The 17,283-nt window shown below is 68.2% G+C and carries 10 protein-coding genes; 6 read left to right on the top strand and 4 right to left on the bottom strand.

Translation table 11 applies throughout. The features are described from left to right. Positions 1 to 62 precede the first annotated feature (62 nt). The 5 genes from FMQ63_RS22190 (at position 63) to FMQ63_RS22210 (ending at position 6,456) form a co-directional block, all read left to right on the top strand. Positions 63 to 1,862 carry an N-acetylmuramoyl-L-alanine amidase gene (locus FMQ63_RS22190; RefSeq protein WP_011553896.1) on the top strand — a complete coding sequence of 600 codons (1,800 nt, stop codon included), beginning with the start codon at positions 63 to 65 and terminating at the stop codon, positions 1,860 to 1,862. Between the two features lie 457 nt (positions 1,863 to 2,319). Beyond that, positions 2,320 to 2,859 (top strand): fruiting body spore coat protein U, encoded by a 540-nt coding sequence (pru, locus tag FMQ63_RS22195; protein ID WP_026114105.1) that lies wholly within the window; start codon positions 2,320 to 2,322, stop codon positions 2,857 to 2,859. An 82-nt stretch (positions 2,860 to 2,941) separates the two neighbouring features. Further along, entirely contained in the window at positions 2,942 to 3,643 is a 702-nt protein-coding gene (locus tag FMQ63_RS22200; RefSeq protein ID WP_225909280.1) for a molecular chaperone, read from the top strand. A 109-nt stretch (positions 3,644 to 3,752) separates the two neighbouring features. Beyond that, a complete protein-coding gene (locus FMQ63_RS22205) occupies positions 3,753 to 6,008 on the top strand; it encodes a fimbria/pilus outer membrane usher protein (protein WP_228556465.1) in 2,256 nt (751 codons plus the stop codon). Further along, positions 5,986 to 6,456: a spore coat U domain-containing protein gene (locus tag FMQ63_RS22210; RefSeq protein WP_011553892.1), complete on the top strand. Its 471-nt coding sequence runs from the start codon at positions 5,986 to 5,988 to the stop codon at positions 6,454 to 6,456. Before FMQ63_RS22205 ends, FMQ63_RS22210 begins: the two co-directional genes overlap by 23 nt. Positions 6,457 to 6,472: 16 nt before the next feature. On the opposite strand, the gene FMQ63_RS22215 is transcribed toward FMQ63_RS22210, so the two are convergent. The 4 genes from FMQ63_RS22215 to FMQ63_RS22230 form a co-directional block, all read right to left on the bottom strand. Then, positions 6,473 to 9,976: a pyruvate carboxylase gene (locus FMQ63_RS22215; RefSeq protein ID WP_020478091.1), complete on the bottom strand. Its 3,504-nt coding sequence runs from the start codon at positions 9,974 to 9,976 to the stop codon at positions 6,473 to 6,475. Positions 9,977 to 10,072: 96 nt separating this feature from the next. After that, complete coding sequence (locus FMQ63_RS22220) at positions 10,073 to 11,338, bottom strand: MFS transporter (RefSeq protein ID WP_011553890.1); 1,266 nt, start codon at positions 11,336 to 11,338, stop codon at positions 10,073 to 10,075. An 87-nt stretch (positions 11,339 to 11,425) separates the two neighbouring features. Next, positions 11,426 to 14,014, bottom strand: coding sequence for a response regulator (locus tag FMQ63_RS22225; protein WP_011553889.1), 2,589 nt, complete (start codon positions 14,012 to 14,014; stop codon positions 11,426 to 11,428). A gap of 560 nt (positions 14,015 to 14,574) precedes the next feature. Further along, the gene (locus FMQ63_RS22230) at positions 14,575 to 15,681 is read right to left on the bottom strand and encodes an isopenicillin N synthase family oxygenase (RefSeq protein ID WP_171452284.1); all 1,107 of its coding nucleotides are present in this window, start codon (positions 15,679 to 15,681) and stop codon (positions 14,575 to 14,577) included. A 195-nt stretch (positions 15,682 to 15,876) separates the two neighbouring features. On the opposite strand from FMQ63_RS22230, the gene FMQ63_RS22235 reads away from it, so the two are divergent. Next, on the top strand, positions 15,877 to 17,157 hold the full coding sequence (locus FMQ63_RS22235; protein ID WP_011553887.1) for a dicarboxylate/amino acid:cation symporter: 1,281 nt from the start codon (positions 15,877 to 15,879) through the stop codon (positions 17,155 to 17,157). Positions 17,158 to 17,283: the final 126 nt, after the last annotated feature.

A 17,283-nucleotide genomic window follows, 5' to 3' on the forward strand; every position in this document is an offset into this window, starting at 1 on the left:
TTGCCGGGGAGGTGGGGCTGTGTGACACACGCCTGTAGCTCGCGCCCACCCGGAGGAACCCCATGCACTCGCGCCTCGTCATCGTGCTGCCCGTGCTGCTGCTGCTCGTCCCGAGCGCGGTGGGGGCCGCCAAGCGAGACGAGGCCGAGGAGGCCTATCAGGGTGCTCGCAAGGTCTACTACGCGCTGAAGGACGACGCGGCCCGGCGCAAGCTGCGTCATCACTGGCTGAACGTGGTGGCGCGCTTCGAGTCCGTGGCCGCGCGCTTCCCGAAGTCGGACCGCGCGCCGGATGCCCTGTTCACGGCGGCGGAGATGCTCCAGGAGCTGAGCCGCATCTCCTTCGTGGAGGACGACCTCAAGGCCTCCATCACCGACTACACCAAGCTGCTGGAGGGCTACCCGAAGCACCGGCTGTCGGATGACGGTGCGCTGGCGCTCGCGAAGATTCACGTCCACCGGCTGGACCAGCCGGAGTCCGCGCGCAAGGTCCTGACGGAGACGCTGGCCGTCAACAGCAAGGGTGACCGGGCTCGGGAGATGCGGGAGCTGCTGGCCTCGCTGCCGTCGCCCAAGGCCCCGCCGCCGCCCCCTCGCAAGGCCGCGCCTGTCGTGGCGAAGAGTGATTCCTCCGCGTCGGGCAAGACGAGCACCGCTGGCAAAGCGACCGCCATGGCCGACTCCGGCAAGAGCTCCGCGTCGGTGGATGCCTCCGCCAAGGGCTCCGTGTCGAGCAAGGCCGTCGCTTCGGCGGAGACGTCCGCGTCCGGGAAGGGCTCCGCCCCGGACGATACCTCCAGCGCGGGCACCAGCGACACGTCCAAGGCCGTTGCCTCGACCGACACGTCCAAGGACGCGCAGCCGGCGCCGGCCGTGGAGGCGTCGGGGCCCGCGGAGCGGCCTTCGTCCAGCCTGGTGGCCGCCATCGAGAAGATGGCGCGCGAGCCGTCGCCCAGGATTCCCCAGAAGGAGCCGAGCGCGCCCGTGAAGGAGGACGCGCGCGAAGGCAGCCTGGACGCGGCCGTCGCCGCCGCCATGGCCTCGAAGCCCGCTGCCGCGGAGCCGCCGCGTCCCATCACCCGTCCGGTGGACGACAAGGTGGCGCAGGCCCGGCTGAAGGCCGTGGCCAAGCAGTCGCGCAGCATGGAGCTGACGCTGGCGGAGCAGCTCGGCCTGAAGGTGCGGCGCGTGGTCATCGATCCCGGCCACGGCGGTCACGACACGGGCGCCATCGGCAAGGGGGGGACGCGCGAGAAGGACGTGGCGCTGTCCATCTCCCTCAAGCTGGCGGAGGAGCTGCGTGAGAAGGGCCTGGAGGTGGTGCTCACCCGCGACGATGACCGGTTCATCCGCCTGGAGGACCGCGCCAAGTACGCCAACGCCGAGCACGGTGACCTGTTCATCTCCGTCCACTGCAACGCCGCGGAGAAGCGCACGCTGCGTGGCATCGAGACGTACACCCTCAACACGTCGGCGGACCGCTACTCCATCCGCCTGGCCGCGCGGGAGAACGCGTCCTCGGAGAAGGGCATCAGCGACCTCCAGTTCATCCTGGCCGACCTGGCCACCAAGGCGAACACGGAGGAGTCGACGCGGCTCGCCACCCAGGTGCAGCGCAGCCTCGTGGGGGGCCTCTCCCGCAAGTACAAGGGCATCCGCGACCTGGGCCACAAGGAAGCGCTCTTCTATGTGTTGTTGGGCGTGAAGATGCCGGCCATCCTGGTGGAGACTTCGTTCCTCTCCAATCCAGACGAAGAGGCACGTCTCAAGTCCAATGTCTACCAGACCGAGGTCGCCAAGGCGATTGCCCATGGCGTGGAGGAGTTCCTCGGAGACCGCCGCCGCGTGGCGAAGGTGGACTGAGCGCGTCCGGCGCTTCGCCAGAAGTGGGTAGCAAGGACGGACGCGCTGGGTAGTTCAGTTCCGTTCGGCTGGGGAACGCGCGTGTCACCGGGTAGACGCCGCCGGACACCCTCGCGCTTCTCGTTCCAGGGATGGGTAGAGCCTTGCCCAGCGTGGGCAATGAACTTACGCCCCCTGGGCACATCCTGTCACACGATGCCACATGCCAAGGACCTGGCGCGGACCGCGAAGCCTGTCCGTCCCTCCCTGAAGGGCTCCCCTCAGGGACATGTGTGCGTTTCGCTTTAAAAACAAACAAGAGGCTATTTCCACGTATTGCCTGGAAGCGCACGCGAGGCATTGGTGCGACATGCGCTGAAGGGAGGGGTGCGCCGGACCGCTCAGCGGGCGGCGAGCGGGTTGCAATGCCCTGACGCAGCCGGAATCAACCGGCCGCTCGATGGAGCACGCAACTCAAATGAACGCAATCAAGACTACCGTTGCCGCTGTCACCGCTGCCGCGTCTCTCGTCGCCTTCTCGTCCGCTGAGGCCGCCACCGCCACCGCCAACCTGAACGTCACCGCCAACGTCGGTGGCTCCTGCGCCATTGGCTCCGGCGGCGGCGGCGGAACGCTGAACTTCGGCACGTACGATCCCATCATCGTCAACTCCGCGCTGGGCATCGACCTGTTCGGCACGGGCACGCTGAGCGTGCAGTGCACCCTGCTCGGCACCGCGGTCATCACCCTGGGCCAGGGCCTGCACCCGGCCTCGGGCTCGACGGACGCGGCCCCGCAGCGCCGGATGCGCAACACGGCGTCGGCGGACTACCTTGCGTACGGCCTGAACCAGGACGTCACCCGCCTCATCGGGTGGGGTAACACCGCGGGCTCCGGCCTGCCGTTCCTGGGCACGGGCCTGCCCGTCCCCGTGCTGGTCTACGGCACGGTTCCGCGCGGTCAGAACGTTCCCTCTGGCACGTACAACGACACCGTCGTCGCCACCATCACCTTCTGATTCGGGGCGATAACACATGCGTAACCGTCTTCTGTCTTGGACTGGCGGCCTGATGTGTTCGGCTGCCTTGGAATGGATGGCCATGGGGACCGTGAGCGCGGCTGAGCTCGATGTCAGTCCGGTTCGGCTTGAATTGGATTCAAGCGCCCGTGGCGTGGTGATGAACGTGAGGAACAAGAGCAGCGAATCCACACGCTTCCAAGCCTCTGTCTATTCATGGGTTCAGGACGAAGAAGGGCGCATGTCGCTCGCGCCGACTCAGGATTTGTTCTTCTTCCCGTCCATGTTGACGTTGGAGCCCGGGGAGTCCCGCCCCATCCGGGTGGGGAGCTCCTCGGCTCCACAGGATACCGAACGCTCCTTCCGAATCGTCGTGGAGGAGCTTCCCCCGCTGCAACCGTCCACCCCGACAACGGGGTTGAATGTCCTCACCCGAATCTCAGTGCCTGTCTTTGTCGCGCCCAAGAAGAAGACCGTTCAAGGCCAGATCGCGGAAGCCGTGCTGCGCGAGTCGAAGTTCCACGTCCGGGTGCAGAACCCGGGCACGGTGAACTTCTTCATCCGGAACCTTCGGGTCCGGGGGCTCGACGCCAAGGGCAAGCGGCTGGTCGAGAAAGAGGAACCCGGCTGGTACGTCCTGGCGGGCGACGCGCAGGTGTATGCCATGGAGATCGCGGGCAAGGTCTGCCGCAAGGTCCGCACGGTGGAAGTGGAGATGGAGACCGACCAGGGCGTGCTCCGTCAGACCTCCCCCGTGGAGTCTCCCGCTCCCTGCGCTCGCTGACCGACGCACCATGGCCCCCTCCCGGCTTGCAATAACCCGCGCGCCCTCATGCACGGTGCTGGCGTTATCCTTGTCGTTGGGGGCCCTGTCGGCGGCCGCGCAAGACCCCGTGGCCGCCAACCCCTCCGCGCCGCCGATGCCCATCGTCGCGGACTTCACCTTGAACGGCGTGCCCCGCGGCGCCACGTTTCCCATGCTGCGCGGCAGCGACGTGCTGCTCCCCGCGGCCACGCTCGAGGCCCATGGCGTGGACCTGGTGGCGCTCGGGGGCCGCCAGGAAGTCATCGAAGGAAAGACATACATCGCCGCGCGGTCCCTGGAGCCCGAAGGGCGCTGCACCCTGAACGAGCGGACCGTCAGCCTGTCGTGCGAGCTGCCCGCGTCCGCCTTCGGACAGACGCGCATCAACCTCGGGCCGCAGGCGCCGTCGGACTACTCCGTCCGCGGCAGCCCCAGCGGCTTCATCAACTACGCGGCCCACGCCCGCAACACCTCGCTGACCTTCTTTGGAGAGGCCGGCGCGTCGGTGGGGCGGGGCCTGTTGACGACGCAGGCGCGATGGCGGCCCGGCTCCGTGCCCCTGCGGGGGCTCACGCAGTTGTCGTTGGACTTCCCCAAGCACATGGTGCGCGCCATCGCGGGTGAGTCCACGGGATTTGGCGGCGTGCTGGGTGGCGGCGCGGTGGTGGCCGGCTTCCACCTCATGCGCACTTTCGAGCTGAATCCGTACTTCGTGCGCAACCCGATGCAGGACTTCGCGGGTGACGTCGCCACGCCGTCCACGTTGGAGGTCTACGTCAACAACCACCTGGTGAAGCGCACCGAGCTCCCGCCCGGCCCCTTCCGGCTGGAGAACCTCACGGTGCCCCGGGGCGAGGGCAACACGCGCTACGTCATCCGGGACGCGTTCGGTCGGGCGAGCGAGGTGAACACGTCCTACTATCTCAGCGGGCAGCAGCTCTCTCCGGGCGTGGTCGACTACCGGCTTTCCGCGGGCATCGAGCGGGAGTCCGTCAATCTCTACAACTTCGACTTCGGCCGGCCCCTGCTCCTGGGCAACTTCCGCATGGGCCTCACTTCGTGGCTGACGCCGGGCGTGCGGTTGGAGCTGGCGCCCAACGTCGTCAGCACCGGCGCCATGCAGCTCATCCAGTTGCCTTTCGGCCAATTGGAGCTGTCACAGGCCATCAGCCGCAGTGAGCGGCGAACGGGGCTGGCGGCGGGCATCGTGTACGGGCTCCAGCGCCGCTGGGTGGGTGGCTCCGTCTTCGGACGGGGCATGAACGCGTCCTACACGCACACCAGCCTCAAGCTGGATGACGACCACCCGACCCTGGAGACGGGCGGCTCGTTGTTCCTGGCGTTGGGGGAGAGTGTCAGCGTGGGCGGGCAGGCGATGCTGTCACGCTACCAGCGGGACGGGTGGACGACGTGGCTGGGCGCCACCACCTCCGCGCGGCTGACCGACTGGTCGACGTTGTCCTTCTCCGCAAGCCGCAGCAACTCCGAACGAGGCGGCTCCGCCATCGAGGGGATGGTGTACCTGAACGCCATCTTCGATTCCCGCACCACGGGCACGGTGGGGCACTCCCAGGCGCTGCGCGGGAAAGGCACCACATCGGTGGACATCGCGCGCTCGGTGCCCATGGAGGGCGGCCTGGGCTACCAGGTGCAGGGCCGGGTGGGGGCGGTGGACCAGGCGATGGCGCGCGCCGACTTCGACTCCAACGTGGGCCGCGTCAGCGCGGGCGCGGAGTGGGTCGAAGGACGGATGGCGGGCATGGCCGAGGTCGCCGGCGGCCTGGTGCTGATTGGCGGACGCGTGCGTCCCACGCGCGCGGTGGACCAGGGCTACGCGCTGGTTCGCGTGAAGGGCGTGGAAGGCGTGGGCGTGCGGCTCAACAACCACGAAATCGGGCGCACGGACGCCAGCGGCGAGCTGGTGGTGACGCGGCTCCAGGCCTACAACGCCAACCGGCTCTCGCTGGCGGACCATCAGGTGCCGCTGGACGTCTACATCCCCTCCACGGAGCAGGTGGTGGCCACGTACCAGCGAGGCGGCGTGGTGCTGGACTTCAAGACGCAGACGATCCGCGCCTACCGGGGCAAGGTGACCATCGACTCGGCGGAGGACACGCGCTGGCTGTCCTACGGTGAGATTCGCGCCGAGAAGGACGGAGAGAAGTGGAGTTCGCCCATTGGGTGGAATGGTGAGTTCGAACTGGTGGGCCTGCCCGAAGGGCGTCTGCCGGCGACAGTCGTCTACCCCAAGGGCCGTTGCGCGACCTCGCTGGAGGTTCCATCCCTCGAGGGCAAGGTCATTGACCTGGGAACCGTGAGGTGTGTCCATGACGAGGCGAAATAGGGCGGCCGCGTTCGCGGTGGCTGGCGTATGCGGGTTGCTGCCAGGACTCGCGGGTGCCGTCTGCCAGATACGCAGCACGATAGGGGTGAGCTTCGGCACCTACCTCACCACCGACCTGCTGCCCCGGGACTCCGCCGGGAGCATCACCTACCGGTGTGAAGGGCAGATCACCCCCATCACCATCGACTTCAGCGCCGGTGGCTCCGGCACCCCCCTGGCGCGCAGCATGGCGGGGCCGGGCGCCCAGCGCTTGGAATACAACCTCTACGTGGACGCGACGCGCCTCATCGTCTGGGGGAACGGCACGTCGGGCACGGGGCGCTATGGGCCCGTCGTCCCCTTGTTCGGCGTGGAGGTGACGGTGCCCATCTTCGGGCGCATCCCGGCCGGACAGGCCATCCCCGCGGGGGCCTATGCGGACACCGTGGTGATGACGGTGACCTTCTGAGGGGCCGGTCCCTCCGTCACTGGAGCACCGCCAGCAGGTCTCCGCCCTGGACGGAGGCCTTGAGCGCGGGGACGACCTCCGCCACGGTGCCGGCGCGCGGGGCCCGCACCACCGTCTCCATCTTCATCGCCTCGAGGGTGACGAGGGGCGCGCCCGCCTCCACGGCGTCTCCCGATTTGGCATGAAGGGCGATGACGGTGCCCGGCATGCTCGCCGCGACGTGGCTGGGATTGGCGCGGTCCGCCTGACGCCGCGTCTCCACGGTGGCGGCGCGGCTGCGGTCCCTCACGTGCACGGTGCGGGTGTGGCCGTTGAGGGCGAAGTAGACGGTGCGCACGCCCTCTTCATCCGGCTCGCCCACCGCGGACAGGCTGATGACCAGCGTCTTGCCCGGCTCCAGGTCCACCCAGACCTCCTGTCCCACCTCCATGCCGTAGAAGTAGTTCGGGGTGTCGAGGATGGACACGTCCTCGTAGCGCCCCAGGTCTTCCAGGTAGCCGGCGATGACGCGCGGATAGAGCGCGCTGGAGATGGCGTCCACGCGGGTGAGCGCATGTCCTGTCTTCGCGGAGAGCTCCCGCTGGAGCGCGTCCAGGTCCAGCGGCGGCAGGCTGGCGGAGGGCCGTCCCTCCACGCGGGGCAGGCCCTTGAGCACGGCGGCGCGCAGGTCCTCGGGGAAGCCGTTGGGCGGCTGGCCCAGCTCACCTCGGAAGTAGCCCACCACGCTGGTGGGGAAGTCCAGGCGCGGCGCCTGTTCAATCAGCCTCTGGCGCGTGAGCGAGGCCGCCTCCGCCAGCGTGGAGGCGCGCACCGTGAGGTCGTTCTTGAGCAGGAAGATGGCGAAGTCGCCGACCATCTTCGACGACGGCGTCACCTTCGGGATGTCGCCCACCAGGACGTTCACGAGCGCGAAGGCGTCCTTCACGTCGTTCCACCGGCCCAGCAGGCCCAGTTCCGCCACCTGCGGCCGGAGGTTGGAATACTGGCCGCCAGGAATCTCGTGGTAGTACACCTCGCTGGTGGTGCTCTTGAGGCCGGCCTCGAAGGGGGCGTAGTACTCGCGCACGTCCTCCCAGTAGTTGGCCAGCGGCTGAAGGCGCGCGTTGGCCAGGCCCGTCTCACGGGGGTGGCCGCGCAGGGCGCTGACCAGCGCGTTGAGGCTGGGCTGGCTCGTCAGGCCCGCCATGCTGCCCAGGGCCACGTCCACCACGTGCACGCCCTGCTCGATGGCTTCCAGGTAGCTGGCGATGCCATTGCCGGAGGTGTCGTGCATGTGCAGGTGGATGGGCAGGCGCGTCACCTCGCGCAGACGCCGCACCAGCATGGCCGCCGCGCGCGGGCGCAAGAGGCCCGCCATGTCCTTGATGCAGAGGAAGTGCGCGCCGGAGTCTTCAATCCGCTTCGCGAGGTCCGCGTAATAGTCCAGCGTGTACTTCGTGCGCTTGGGGTTGGCGACGTCGCCCGTGTAGCAGATGGACACCTCCGCCACCTTGCCCGTCGTCAGCACGCGGCGGGTGGAGACCTCCATGCTGCCCAGATCATTGAGGCTGTCGAAGATGCGGAACACGTCCACCCCCGCCTCGGCCGCCTCGTCGATGAAGGCCTCCACCACGTTGTCCGGGTAGCTGGTGTAGCCCACGGCGTTGGCCCCGCGCAGGAGCATCTGTTGGAGCAGGTTGGGGGCTGCGGCCTTGAGCGCGCGCAGGCGGGCCCACGGGTCCTCGTTGAGGAAGCGGTAGGTGGTGTCGAAGGTGGCGCCGCCCCAGCTCTCCAGGCTGAACAGCTCGGAGGCCAGGTGGGCGGTGGCCGGGGCCACGCGGAGGATGTCCCGCGTGCGCATGCGCGTGGCCAGCAGGGACTGGTGCGCGTCCCGCATGGTGGTGTCCGTCAGCAGCACGCGCTTCTGGGCCAGCACCCAGTCCGCCAGTCCGCGCGGGCCCTTCTCCGCCAGGATGTGCGCGGTGCCCCGAGGCACCGGGCCCGAAGGCGTCACCGGCAGCCGCGGCTCCAGGAACTGCGTGGGCTTGAGCCGCTGGTCCTTCTTGATGGTGGGGTGCCCGTTGACGATGACGTCGCCCAGGTACTGGAGCAGCTTGGTGGCCCTGTCCCTGCGGGGCTCCAACTGGAACAGCACCGGCGTCTCGTCGATGAAGCGCGTGTACGTCTCTCCCTGCTGGAAGGCGGGGTGGGCGAGCACGTTCTCCAGGAAGGGCAGGTTCGTCTTCACGCCGCGGATGCGGAACTCGCGCAGCGCGCGCTGGCCCTTCATCACCGCGCCCTGGAACGTGGGCGCGTAGGCGATGACCTTCACCAGCATGGAGTCGTAGTAGGGGGAGATGACGGCGTTGGTGTAGCCGTTGGAGCCGTCCAGCCGGATGCCGAAGCCCGTGGCCGCGCGCCAGGCGGTGATGACGCCCGCGTCGGGCATGAACTGGTTGGCAGGGTCCTCGGTGGTGACGCGCAGTTGCACCGCGTAGCCCCGGGGCACCACGTCCTCCTGCCGGGAGATGCCCACCTCCGGCGCGTCCAGCCGGAAGCCCTCCGCGATGCGAAGCTGGCTCTGCACCAGGTCCACGCCCGTCACCTGCTCGGTGACGGTGTGCTCCACCTGGAGGCGGGCATTGCACTCGATGAAGTAGAAGGCGTCACCCGCCACCAGGAACTCGGCGGTGCCAGCGCTGGTGTAGCCGGCCTTGCGCGCCAGCCGCACCGCCGCGTCGCAGATGGCCTCCTTCACCGCCGGGGCCAGATTGGGCGCGGGGGCAATCTCAATGACCTTCTGATGGCGCCGCTGCACGGAGCAGTCCCGTTCGTGCAGGTGGACGATGTTGCCGTGCAAATCTCCCAGTAGCTGTACCTCGATGTGGCGCACGTGCTCCAGGAAGCGCTCCAGGAACACCGACGACGAACCGAAGGCGCTCTTCGCCTCCGAACGCGCGGAGGCCAGCGCATCCTCCAGCGCCTTCGCCTCGCGCACCACGCGCATGCCTCGGCCGCCGCCGCCATGGGCCGCCTTCACCAGGATGGGGCCACCCTGCTTCGCGAAGAAGGCACGGGCCTGCTCCAGCACGTGCGCGTCGTCGCCCTCCAGGGTGATGCCGGGAACCACCGGGACGCCGCACGCGTCGGCCAGGTGCTTGGCGGCGACCTTGTCGCCCATGGTGCGGACCACGTCCGAGCGCGGGCCGATGAAGCGGATGCCACGCCGCTCACACGCCTCCGCGAAGGCGGCGTTCTCCGACAGGAAGCCGTAGCCGGGGTGGATGGCGTCCACGCCCGCCTTCACGGCCACGTCGAGGATTTCGTCGATGCCCAGGTAGGCCTCCACGGGCCGCTTGCCCCGGCCCACGAGGTACGCCTCGTCGGCCTTGTGGCGGTGCTCGTGGGTGCGGTCCTCGTCGCTGTAGATGGCGACGGTGCGGATGCCCAACTCGTTGCACGCGCGGAAGACGCGAATGGCAATCTCACCGCGGTTGGCGCAGAGGACCTTCTGGATGGGACGCAGCGACACATGTTCCATGTGCGCGCTGTATGCATCCCGTCGGCCCCGGAGCAACGGCTGCCGGGGCGAACGTCCGATTCAAAGCGCGGCGCCCCGTGAGCGCCGCGCCGTGCGTCAGGTGCCGGACTGGGAGGGCTGGGCGGCCGGCTGCGGGCCGTTCGCCGTCTCTTCGTAATCCAGGTCCCGGTGGAACGTCTCTTCCAGCCGGGTGAGGGCCAGCAGCGCCAGGCCGAAGCAGATGCTACCGACGATGAGCGCCGCGGTGGACACCGACATCTCGCCCTTCAGGTAGGCGAAGCCGCTGGCCGCGAGCGCCGCCGAGCCACGCACGAAGTTGGGGACGGTGGTGGCCACGGTGCCGCGGATGTTGGTGCCGAACTGCTCGGCGGCCATGGTCACCAGCACGGCCCAGTAGCCCACGGTGATGCCAATCAGGAAGCTCAGCCCGTACACCATGGTGCTGGTGAGGCCCGGGGTGAGGCCGTAGACGAGCATCAGCACGAAGCCCGCGGTGAGGTTCATCGCCACCGCGCGCTTGCGGCTCTTGAGCCACTGGCTGAAGACGCCCGCCAGCAAGTCACCCAGCGTCAGGCCGATGGAGCCATAGAGGATGGCGTTGCCGGCCGTCACGGTGCCCTGGACGTTGAGGCCGGCCGTCAGCTCGGGCGCGAAGGTGAAGAGGATGCCCGTGGTGAAGTAGATGGGCACGCCGATGAGGATGCAGCAGATGTACTTGATGAACCGGCCGCCGGTGAGGAGCAGCAGCGGGTTGGCGCGCGCGGGGTCCATCTTCTTGCTGAACAGCTCCGACTCCGACACCTTGAAGCGCGCGAAGAGCAGCGCGAGGCCCATGAAGCCGCCGGTGAGGTAGGCCGTCTTCCAGTGCATGTGCTGGCCCAGGAAGGCCGCGGCGACGATGCCGAGCATGCCCAGCGTGGCGACGATGGTGGTCCCCAGGCCGCGCTTCTCCTTGGGCAGGGACTCCGCCACCAGGGTAATGGCCGCGCCCAGCTCACCCGCGAGCCCCACGCCTCCGAGGAAGCGGAGAACGGCGTAGCTGGTGACGTCCCAGGCGAAGGCGTTGGCCAGGTTCGCGAAGGAGTAGAGCAGGATGGAGCCGAACATCACCGACAGGCGTCCGCGCTTGTCGGCGAGCACGCCCCACAGCAGGCCGCCCACCATCATGCCCACCATCTGCGCGTTGTAGATGAGCAGGCCGCTCTGGAGGATGTCGGCCGGGTCGGTGACGCCGATGTCCTTGAGCGATGCGACACGCACCACGCCGAACAGCGTGATGTCGAAGAGGTCGACGAAGTAGCCGAGCCCGGCCACCAGCACGGTCAGGTTGAGGACCGAGCGGAGCTCTCTCAGGAATTTCATACGCCCGATTAACGGACTTTGGCGCGCGAGGAGCAAGCGCCCCGCGCAGGGGCATGCATGACGCACTGCATGAACCTGAATTCACCTTCAGGCCATGGCCTGGGCGAGCGCCTGCTCGATCTGGGACAGGCCGTAGGGCTTGGGCAGGATTACGGCGCTGTCGAGCGGCCCCTTGGCACCGATGTCCACGTTGGCGCCGTGGCCGGACGCGATGATGACGCGAAGGCCGGGCACGTCCTGGACGGCCTGGTGGGCCAGCTCGATGCCGGACTTGCCAGGCAGGCTCACGTCGGTGAACAGGAGGTCGAACTCCTGTGTGCGCAAGAGGGGCGTGGCTTCTTCCGCGCAGGCGACGGCCGTCACTGTGTGGCCCATCGTCTCCAGCAGTTCGCAGACGGGGAGGAGGATGTTCTCGTCGTCCTCCACCAGGAGGATGCGCAGCCCGGTCTGCTTCACGCGAGCGGGTGCCGGCGTGGTGGCGCCTCGGGTCGGCTGGGGGGCCTCGCGCTGGGCGATGCGTTGCTGCCGGGCGGCCAGGAGCTGGCGGATCTTCCGCGCCAGGTCCTCGCGGCGGTAGGGCTTGCTCAGCAGTTGGACACCCGGATCCAGCCGGCCGCCGTGGACAATGGCGTTCTCCGTGTAGCCGGACGTGAAGAGCACCTCCAGGTCCGGGGAGAGGGCCTTGGCCTGCCGAGCCAGTTCGGGGCTGCGGACCGGGCCGGGCATCACCACGTCGGTGAAGAGCAGGTCGATGGGGATGCCGCTCTGGATGACCGCGAGCGCGCTCTGCCCGTCAGAGGCCTTGAGCACGCGGTAGCCCAGCTCCGTCAGCATCTCCACCGCGGTGGCGCGCACCTCCGCGTCGTCCTCGACGACGAGCAGCGTCTCGGTGCCGCCTTCGACCTGTTCGGGGATGACCTCGGCGCGTGGCATCTCCGCCTGGAGCGAACGCGGGAGGTAGATCTTGATGGTCGTCCCGTGGCCGACCTCGCTGTAGATCTTGACGTGGCCACCCGTCTGCTTGACGAAGCCATACACCATGCTGAGCCCCAGGCCCGTGCCGTGGCCTTCAGGCTTGGTGGTGAAGAACGGCTCGAAGGCGCGCTCCAGCACCTCGGGCGGCATGCCGCAGCCGGTGTCGGAGATCGCCAGCAACACGTGCTGGCCCGGCACGACGTCCGGGTGGAACTGGGCGTAGTGGTCATCCAGCATGGCGTTGCCGGCCTCGACGGTCAGCTTGCCTTCGCTCGCCATGGCGTCGCGCGCGTTGATGGCCAGGTTGAGAATGACGTTTTCGAGCTGGTTCGGATCGGCGAACGTGCTCCAAAGCCCGCCGCCGATGATGGTCTCCAGCGCCACGTCCTCGCCGAGCGCGCGCCGCAGCAAGTCGTCCATGTCGCGGACCATGCGGCCCAGGTTGATGACCGTGGGATTGAGCGGCTGCCGCCGGGCGAAGGCCAGCAACTGGGACGCGAGCCGGGCGCCGCGCTCCACCGCGCCCACCGCCGTGGTCAGCCGGCGCTGCGCCTGGGCGTTGTCGCCCACATCCAGGAACAGGAGCTGCAGGTTTCCGCTGATGACCTGGAGCAGGTTGTTGAAGTCGTGCGCCACGCCGCCGGTGAGCTTGCCCACTGCTTCCATCTTCTGGGCCTGCCGGAGGGCGGCCTCTGCTTGACGCCGTTCGGCCTCGCTCTCCTCCAATGCGCGGGTGCGCTCCCGGACGAGCTCCTCCAGATGGTCCTTGTACTGGCGCAGTTCGTCCTGGGCGCGCTTCTGCTCCGTGATGTCGTGGCCCTGGACGAAGATGCCGGAGATGGACCCGTCCGGCTCGATGATGGGCTGATACACGAGGTCGACGTAGCTCTCCGCCAGCGTGTCATCGGGGGTTTGCTGAAGGGAGACTTTCATGCCCCGGCCGACGAAGGTCTGCCCCGTGGTGAAGACACGGTCCAGCAGCTCGAAATACCCCTGGCCATCCAATTCGGGCAGGGCGTCCCGGATGTGCTTGCCGAGGATGTCCCGGTGTCCGACGAGCTGCATGTAGGCCGTGTTCGCCAGCTCGAAGACATGGCCCTGGCCGCGAAGGAAGCACATGAAGCCGGGCGCCTGCTCGAACAGTCGGCGGAGGTGGCGCCGCTCCTGGTCCAGGTTCTGGTTCGCTTCCTGGACTTGCAGCGCGCGCTGGAAGACGCCTGCTTCCAGTTGCGACGGTGGAGGCTTGCGGGTGCCGGTGGCGCCGGTCACGGACTGGACGGCCTCCTGCAGCCGCTGGAGCTCCGTGACGTCCATGGTGTGCTGGAGGATGTAGGCCACCTCGCCCGAGGCATCGAGCAGGGGGATGTGGGTGGCGCTCCAGTACCGGTACGTCGGGACGACGCCCTGATTCGTCAACTCGGGGACGCGGTAGGGAATCAGGGCCAGGATGTCCGGCGCCCGCTTTGCCAGGACGCGCAGGAAGGACTCCCGGAGCTGCCGGAGATTGGCGTTGTTCGGGTCCGAGGGGTCGTCCGGAAAGGCCTCGAAGACGCTCCGGCCAAGCAGCTCGTCCAGCTTGCTGGCCGTGACGCGCAGGTACGCCGGGTTGGCGGCGACGAAGCGCAGCTCGCGGTCGAGCAGCATGTACGGGTTGGGTGAGACGTCGAACAGCGTCTTGAAGTCGATGATGGGGTGCATCATACGGGGGCAGGGCGAGCTACCCTTGACTGGTCTGCCACCAGGGCGCCATCGCCTCTGCCGCTGGGACGGTATCTCTGTCGCACAGGCGACACACTGGGATGGCGGCGACGCACGACCTCAGGGCGGATGTCCCAAGAACCTGGGGCATGGATGCGCAATGCCTACATGAACGAACCTTCAGGCAGTTTTCGCGGGTCGTAATGCCGGTCGCCCGCCCGCCTGACACGTTTGCGCGCGGCCGGGCGCCGGAGGAGACGCGCAATGCCTACATGAACAGGTCATCAGTGGTTTTTCAGGAGCCGCTGGCCTGCCTCCTCGCGAGGAAATGCGCCGCATCCGGGAAGGCAATGCCTACATGAAGTTCTTTTCAGTGGTTTTTGGCACCCTCTGACAGGCCATGCGCGGACGCCAAGGGGCTTCGCCAATGACAGATCTTGCCAATGCGGATCGGATAAAACACAGACATTCAATATACGTCTGTGTCTATCTGTCTGTGATTGATGGCTGTGTTTCACGCGAGGCCCCGGTTGTCTCCGGGGCCTCAAGCGGTACCGCCAGGTTTACGTGCCAGCGCGCTGGCGGTTCAGCCGGTCGTAGTGCCGGTAACCCAGCTTGTCGAGCGCGCTCGCGGGCGCAAGGCCGATGTCCACCAGCGTCTTGATGTCATACGTCCCAGCGAGCACGGGCGGCGCGTAGTTCCGGACGGCATCCGCGCTGCGGAACTTCTCCAGCGGGAAGAGCACGGTGTTCGTGTGCACGTGCATGAAGTGCGCGGCGGACTGGCGCTGCCAACCCGGCACGCCCGGGGCGGTGATGACATGCGGCGTGGCGAGGAAGGTGCCACCCGTGAGGATCTCCAACTGCTGGCCCACCTGCGCCACGATGCAACCCGCGGGCGCGGTTCCCCGCACCTTGAGTCCGTTCGGGGCCTCGGGCGTCGCGCGGGTGCGGAGGTAGAGGCCGCTCTTGTTGTCGGGGCCGGGCGCGGGGCTGCCGTCCGGGTCCAGGAAGCGGCCGCCCGGGAGCAGGGTGAGCAGATTGAAGTCGGTGTGCTCCTCGCCCCAGACGATGTCCGTGTTCACCTGCGTGTTGGTGAGCGGCAGGTACTGGAGCGCGCGGGTGACGTGGGCAGCCCGGTCGCACAGGTCGGTGAACAGCGTCTCCGGCAGGCCCAGGGCCACCGCGGAGCCACGGAGCAGCTTCAGGCCGGCCTCATGGAGGGAGCGGCCCAGCGTCATGATGCCGTCCTCGAAGTAGGGCGGCGCGTTCTGGGGCCACACGTTCTCCGGGTACAGCTCCGGGAACTCGAGCGCGGACTGCGCGTCGTTGGGGTAGGGCGCGACGAAATAGCACTCCTTGAAGTCCGGCTGGCCATTGCTGGCGACCGCGACCTCGGTGTTCGGAGGCGTCCAGCCGCGCTGGTACCAGATGTCCGCGCGGCCGTAGGGCTTCTTCTCCTCGGCGGGCCGGGCGATGAACGCCGCGAACGCGTCATAGAACCGGTTCAGCGCCTGGGTGTCGACGCCGTGGTTCTTCAGGTACACGAGGCCAAAGACGCCAAAGGCCTCGCGGATCGCCGCGGCGGCGCGCTCGACGCGAGCGGAGTCATCCGACGCGAGGTCGGCGAGGTCGACAGTGGGGATGTTGAGCGAAGAGGTCTCGGCCATGATGGGCCCAGGTGTACCGCTCCTCGGGAATAAATGGGAGGCCCTGTTGCTCTGTGGCGTCCTGCCGGGGCCGGTCGGACGCGGCAAAACCCGGATCCCCGGCGCGGGCATCCCTGGCGCAAATTCTGCGCCTCGCCCTGCGCGGCCTGGGGCCTGGGGTTATCGTCCGCCGCCCGTTGTCGAGAGGTCTCCCCCGTGAAGAAGCTCGTCTCCGCCTGGTTCCGCATTCCCTTCTGGCAACGTGTCCTGGGGGCGTTCGTGCTCGGGGCCGTGGCCGGGTGGCTCGTGGGAGAGCCAGCGGGGCCCTGGTTCCAGCCGCTGGGTACGCTCTACGTCAACCTCATCAAGATGATCGCCACACCGCTGGTGTTCTTCGCGGTCATCAACGCGGTGGCGGCGCTTCACGGGCAGAAGAGCATGGCGGTGCTCGGCGGCAAGACGTTCCTCTGGTTCGGCGTCACCGCCGCGCTGGCGGTGGGGGTGGGCCTGGGCGTCGCCGCGCTGCTGCGCCCCGGGGAGGGAGTGGGCCAGCTCATGGCCACCGAAACCTACAAGCCACGGGACGTGCCCGGCCCCATCCAGGTGCTGCTGGATGTGGTGCCCACCAACCCGTTCGCGGCGCTCGCGAATGGGAAGATCCTCCAGGTCATCTTCTTCGCCGGCCTGCTGGGCTTCGCGCTGGTGAAGCTCGGCGAGAAGACGGCCCGGCTGCGCGAGCTGGTCCGCGAGGCCAGCGACGCGATGATTCAGGTCACCCGCTTCGTGCTGGAGCTCACGCCGCTGGGCACCTTCGGCCTCATCGCCGCACTGGTGGGCACCTACGGCTTCGAGCGCCTGTTGCCGCTGGGCAAGCTGGTGCTGGCGCTGTACGTGGCGTGCGCGCTGCACATCGTCTTCGTGTACGGCGGCCTCCTGATGACACACGGGCTCAATCCGCTGCGCTTCTTCCGGGGCGCCGCGCCCGGCATGCAGGTGGCCTTCGTCAGCTCGTCGAGCTTCGCGTCCATGCCGGTGGCCCTGCGCGCCGTGACGAACAACCTGGGCGTCAACAAGGACTACGCGGCCTTCGCGGTGCCGCTGGGGGCCAGCATCAAGATGGATGGGTGTGGTGCCATCTACCCGGCCATCGCGTCGCTCTTCGTCGCGCAGTACTTCAGCCTGGAGCTGTCCGCGTCGCAGTACTTCATCATCCTGCTGGCTTCGGTGCTGGGCAGCTTCGGTACCGCGGGCGTGCCCGGGACGGCGGTGGTCATGGCCACGGTGGTGCTCAGCTCCGCGGGCTTGCCGCTGGAGGGGCTGGGCTACCTGCTCGCCATCGACCGCATCCTCGACATGATGCGCACGATGACCAACGTCACGGGCCAGATGCTGGTCCCGGTGCTGGTGGCGCGCGAAGAGGGCCTGCTGGATGCCGCCGTCTACAACGGCGCATCCCCCGCTGTCGCGTTGGAGGAGAACGCGGTGAAGGTGGACTGAGTCTCCTCGGTCCGGGAGGCACGCGCGTGTGGGTTCGCCGACGGGTGTCCTCCCGGACTTGGAGTAACGGACAGGTCGTGAGGTCCGTCCTATCGCCCTGAGTCGCCGGTCCGCTAGGGGCAGGCC

Origin of the sequence: Myxococcus sp. CA005, from assembly GCF_006518205.1 — a bacterium.
Lineage (GTDB): Bacteria > Myxococcota > Myxococcia > Myxococcales > Myxococcaceae > Myxococcus > Myxococcus xanthus.

Coding starts and splice junctions, on each gene's coding strand:
- FMQ63_RS22225 (WP_011553889.1), bottom strand. CDS start 14,014: ATGATGCACCCCATCATCGACTTCAAGACGCTGTTCGACGTCTCACCC.
- FMQ63_RS22215 (WP_020478091.1), bottom strand. CDS start 9,976: ATGGAACATGTGTCGCTGCGTCCCATCCAGAAGGTCCTCTGCGCCAAC.
- FMQ63_RS22200 (WP_225909280.1), top strand. CDS start 2,942: ATGGGGACCGTGAGCGCGGCTGAGCTCGATGTCAGTCCGGTTCGGCTT.
- pru (WP_026114105.1), top strand. CDS start 2,320: ATGAACGCAATCAAGACTACCGTTGCCGCTGTCACCGCTGCCGCGTCT.
- FMQ63_RS22230 (WP_171452284.1), bottom strand. CDS start 15,681: ATGGCCGAGACCTCTTCGCTCAACATCCCCACTGTCGACCTCGCCGAC.
- FMQ63_RS22220 (WP_011553890.1), bottom strand. CDS start 11,338: ATGAAATTCCTGAGAGAGCTCCGCTCGGTCCTCAACCTGACCGTGCTG.
- FMQ63_RS22190 (WP_011553896.1), top strand. CDS start 63: ATGCACTCGCGCCTCGTCATCGTGCTGCCCGTGCTGCTGCTGCTCGTC.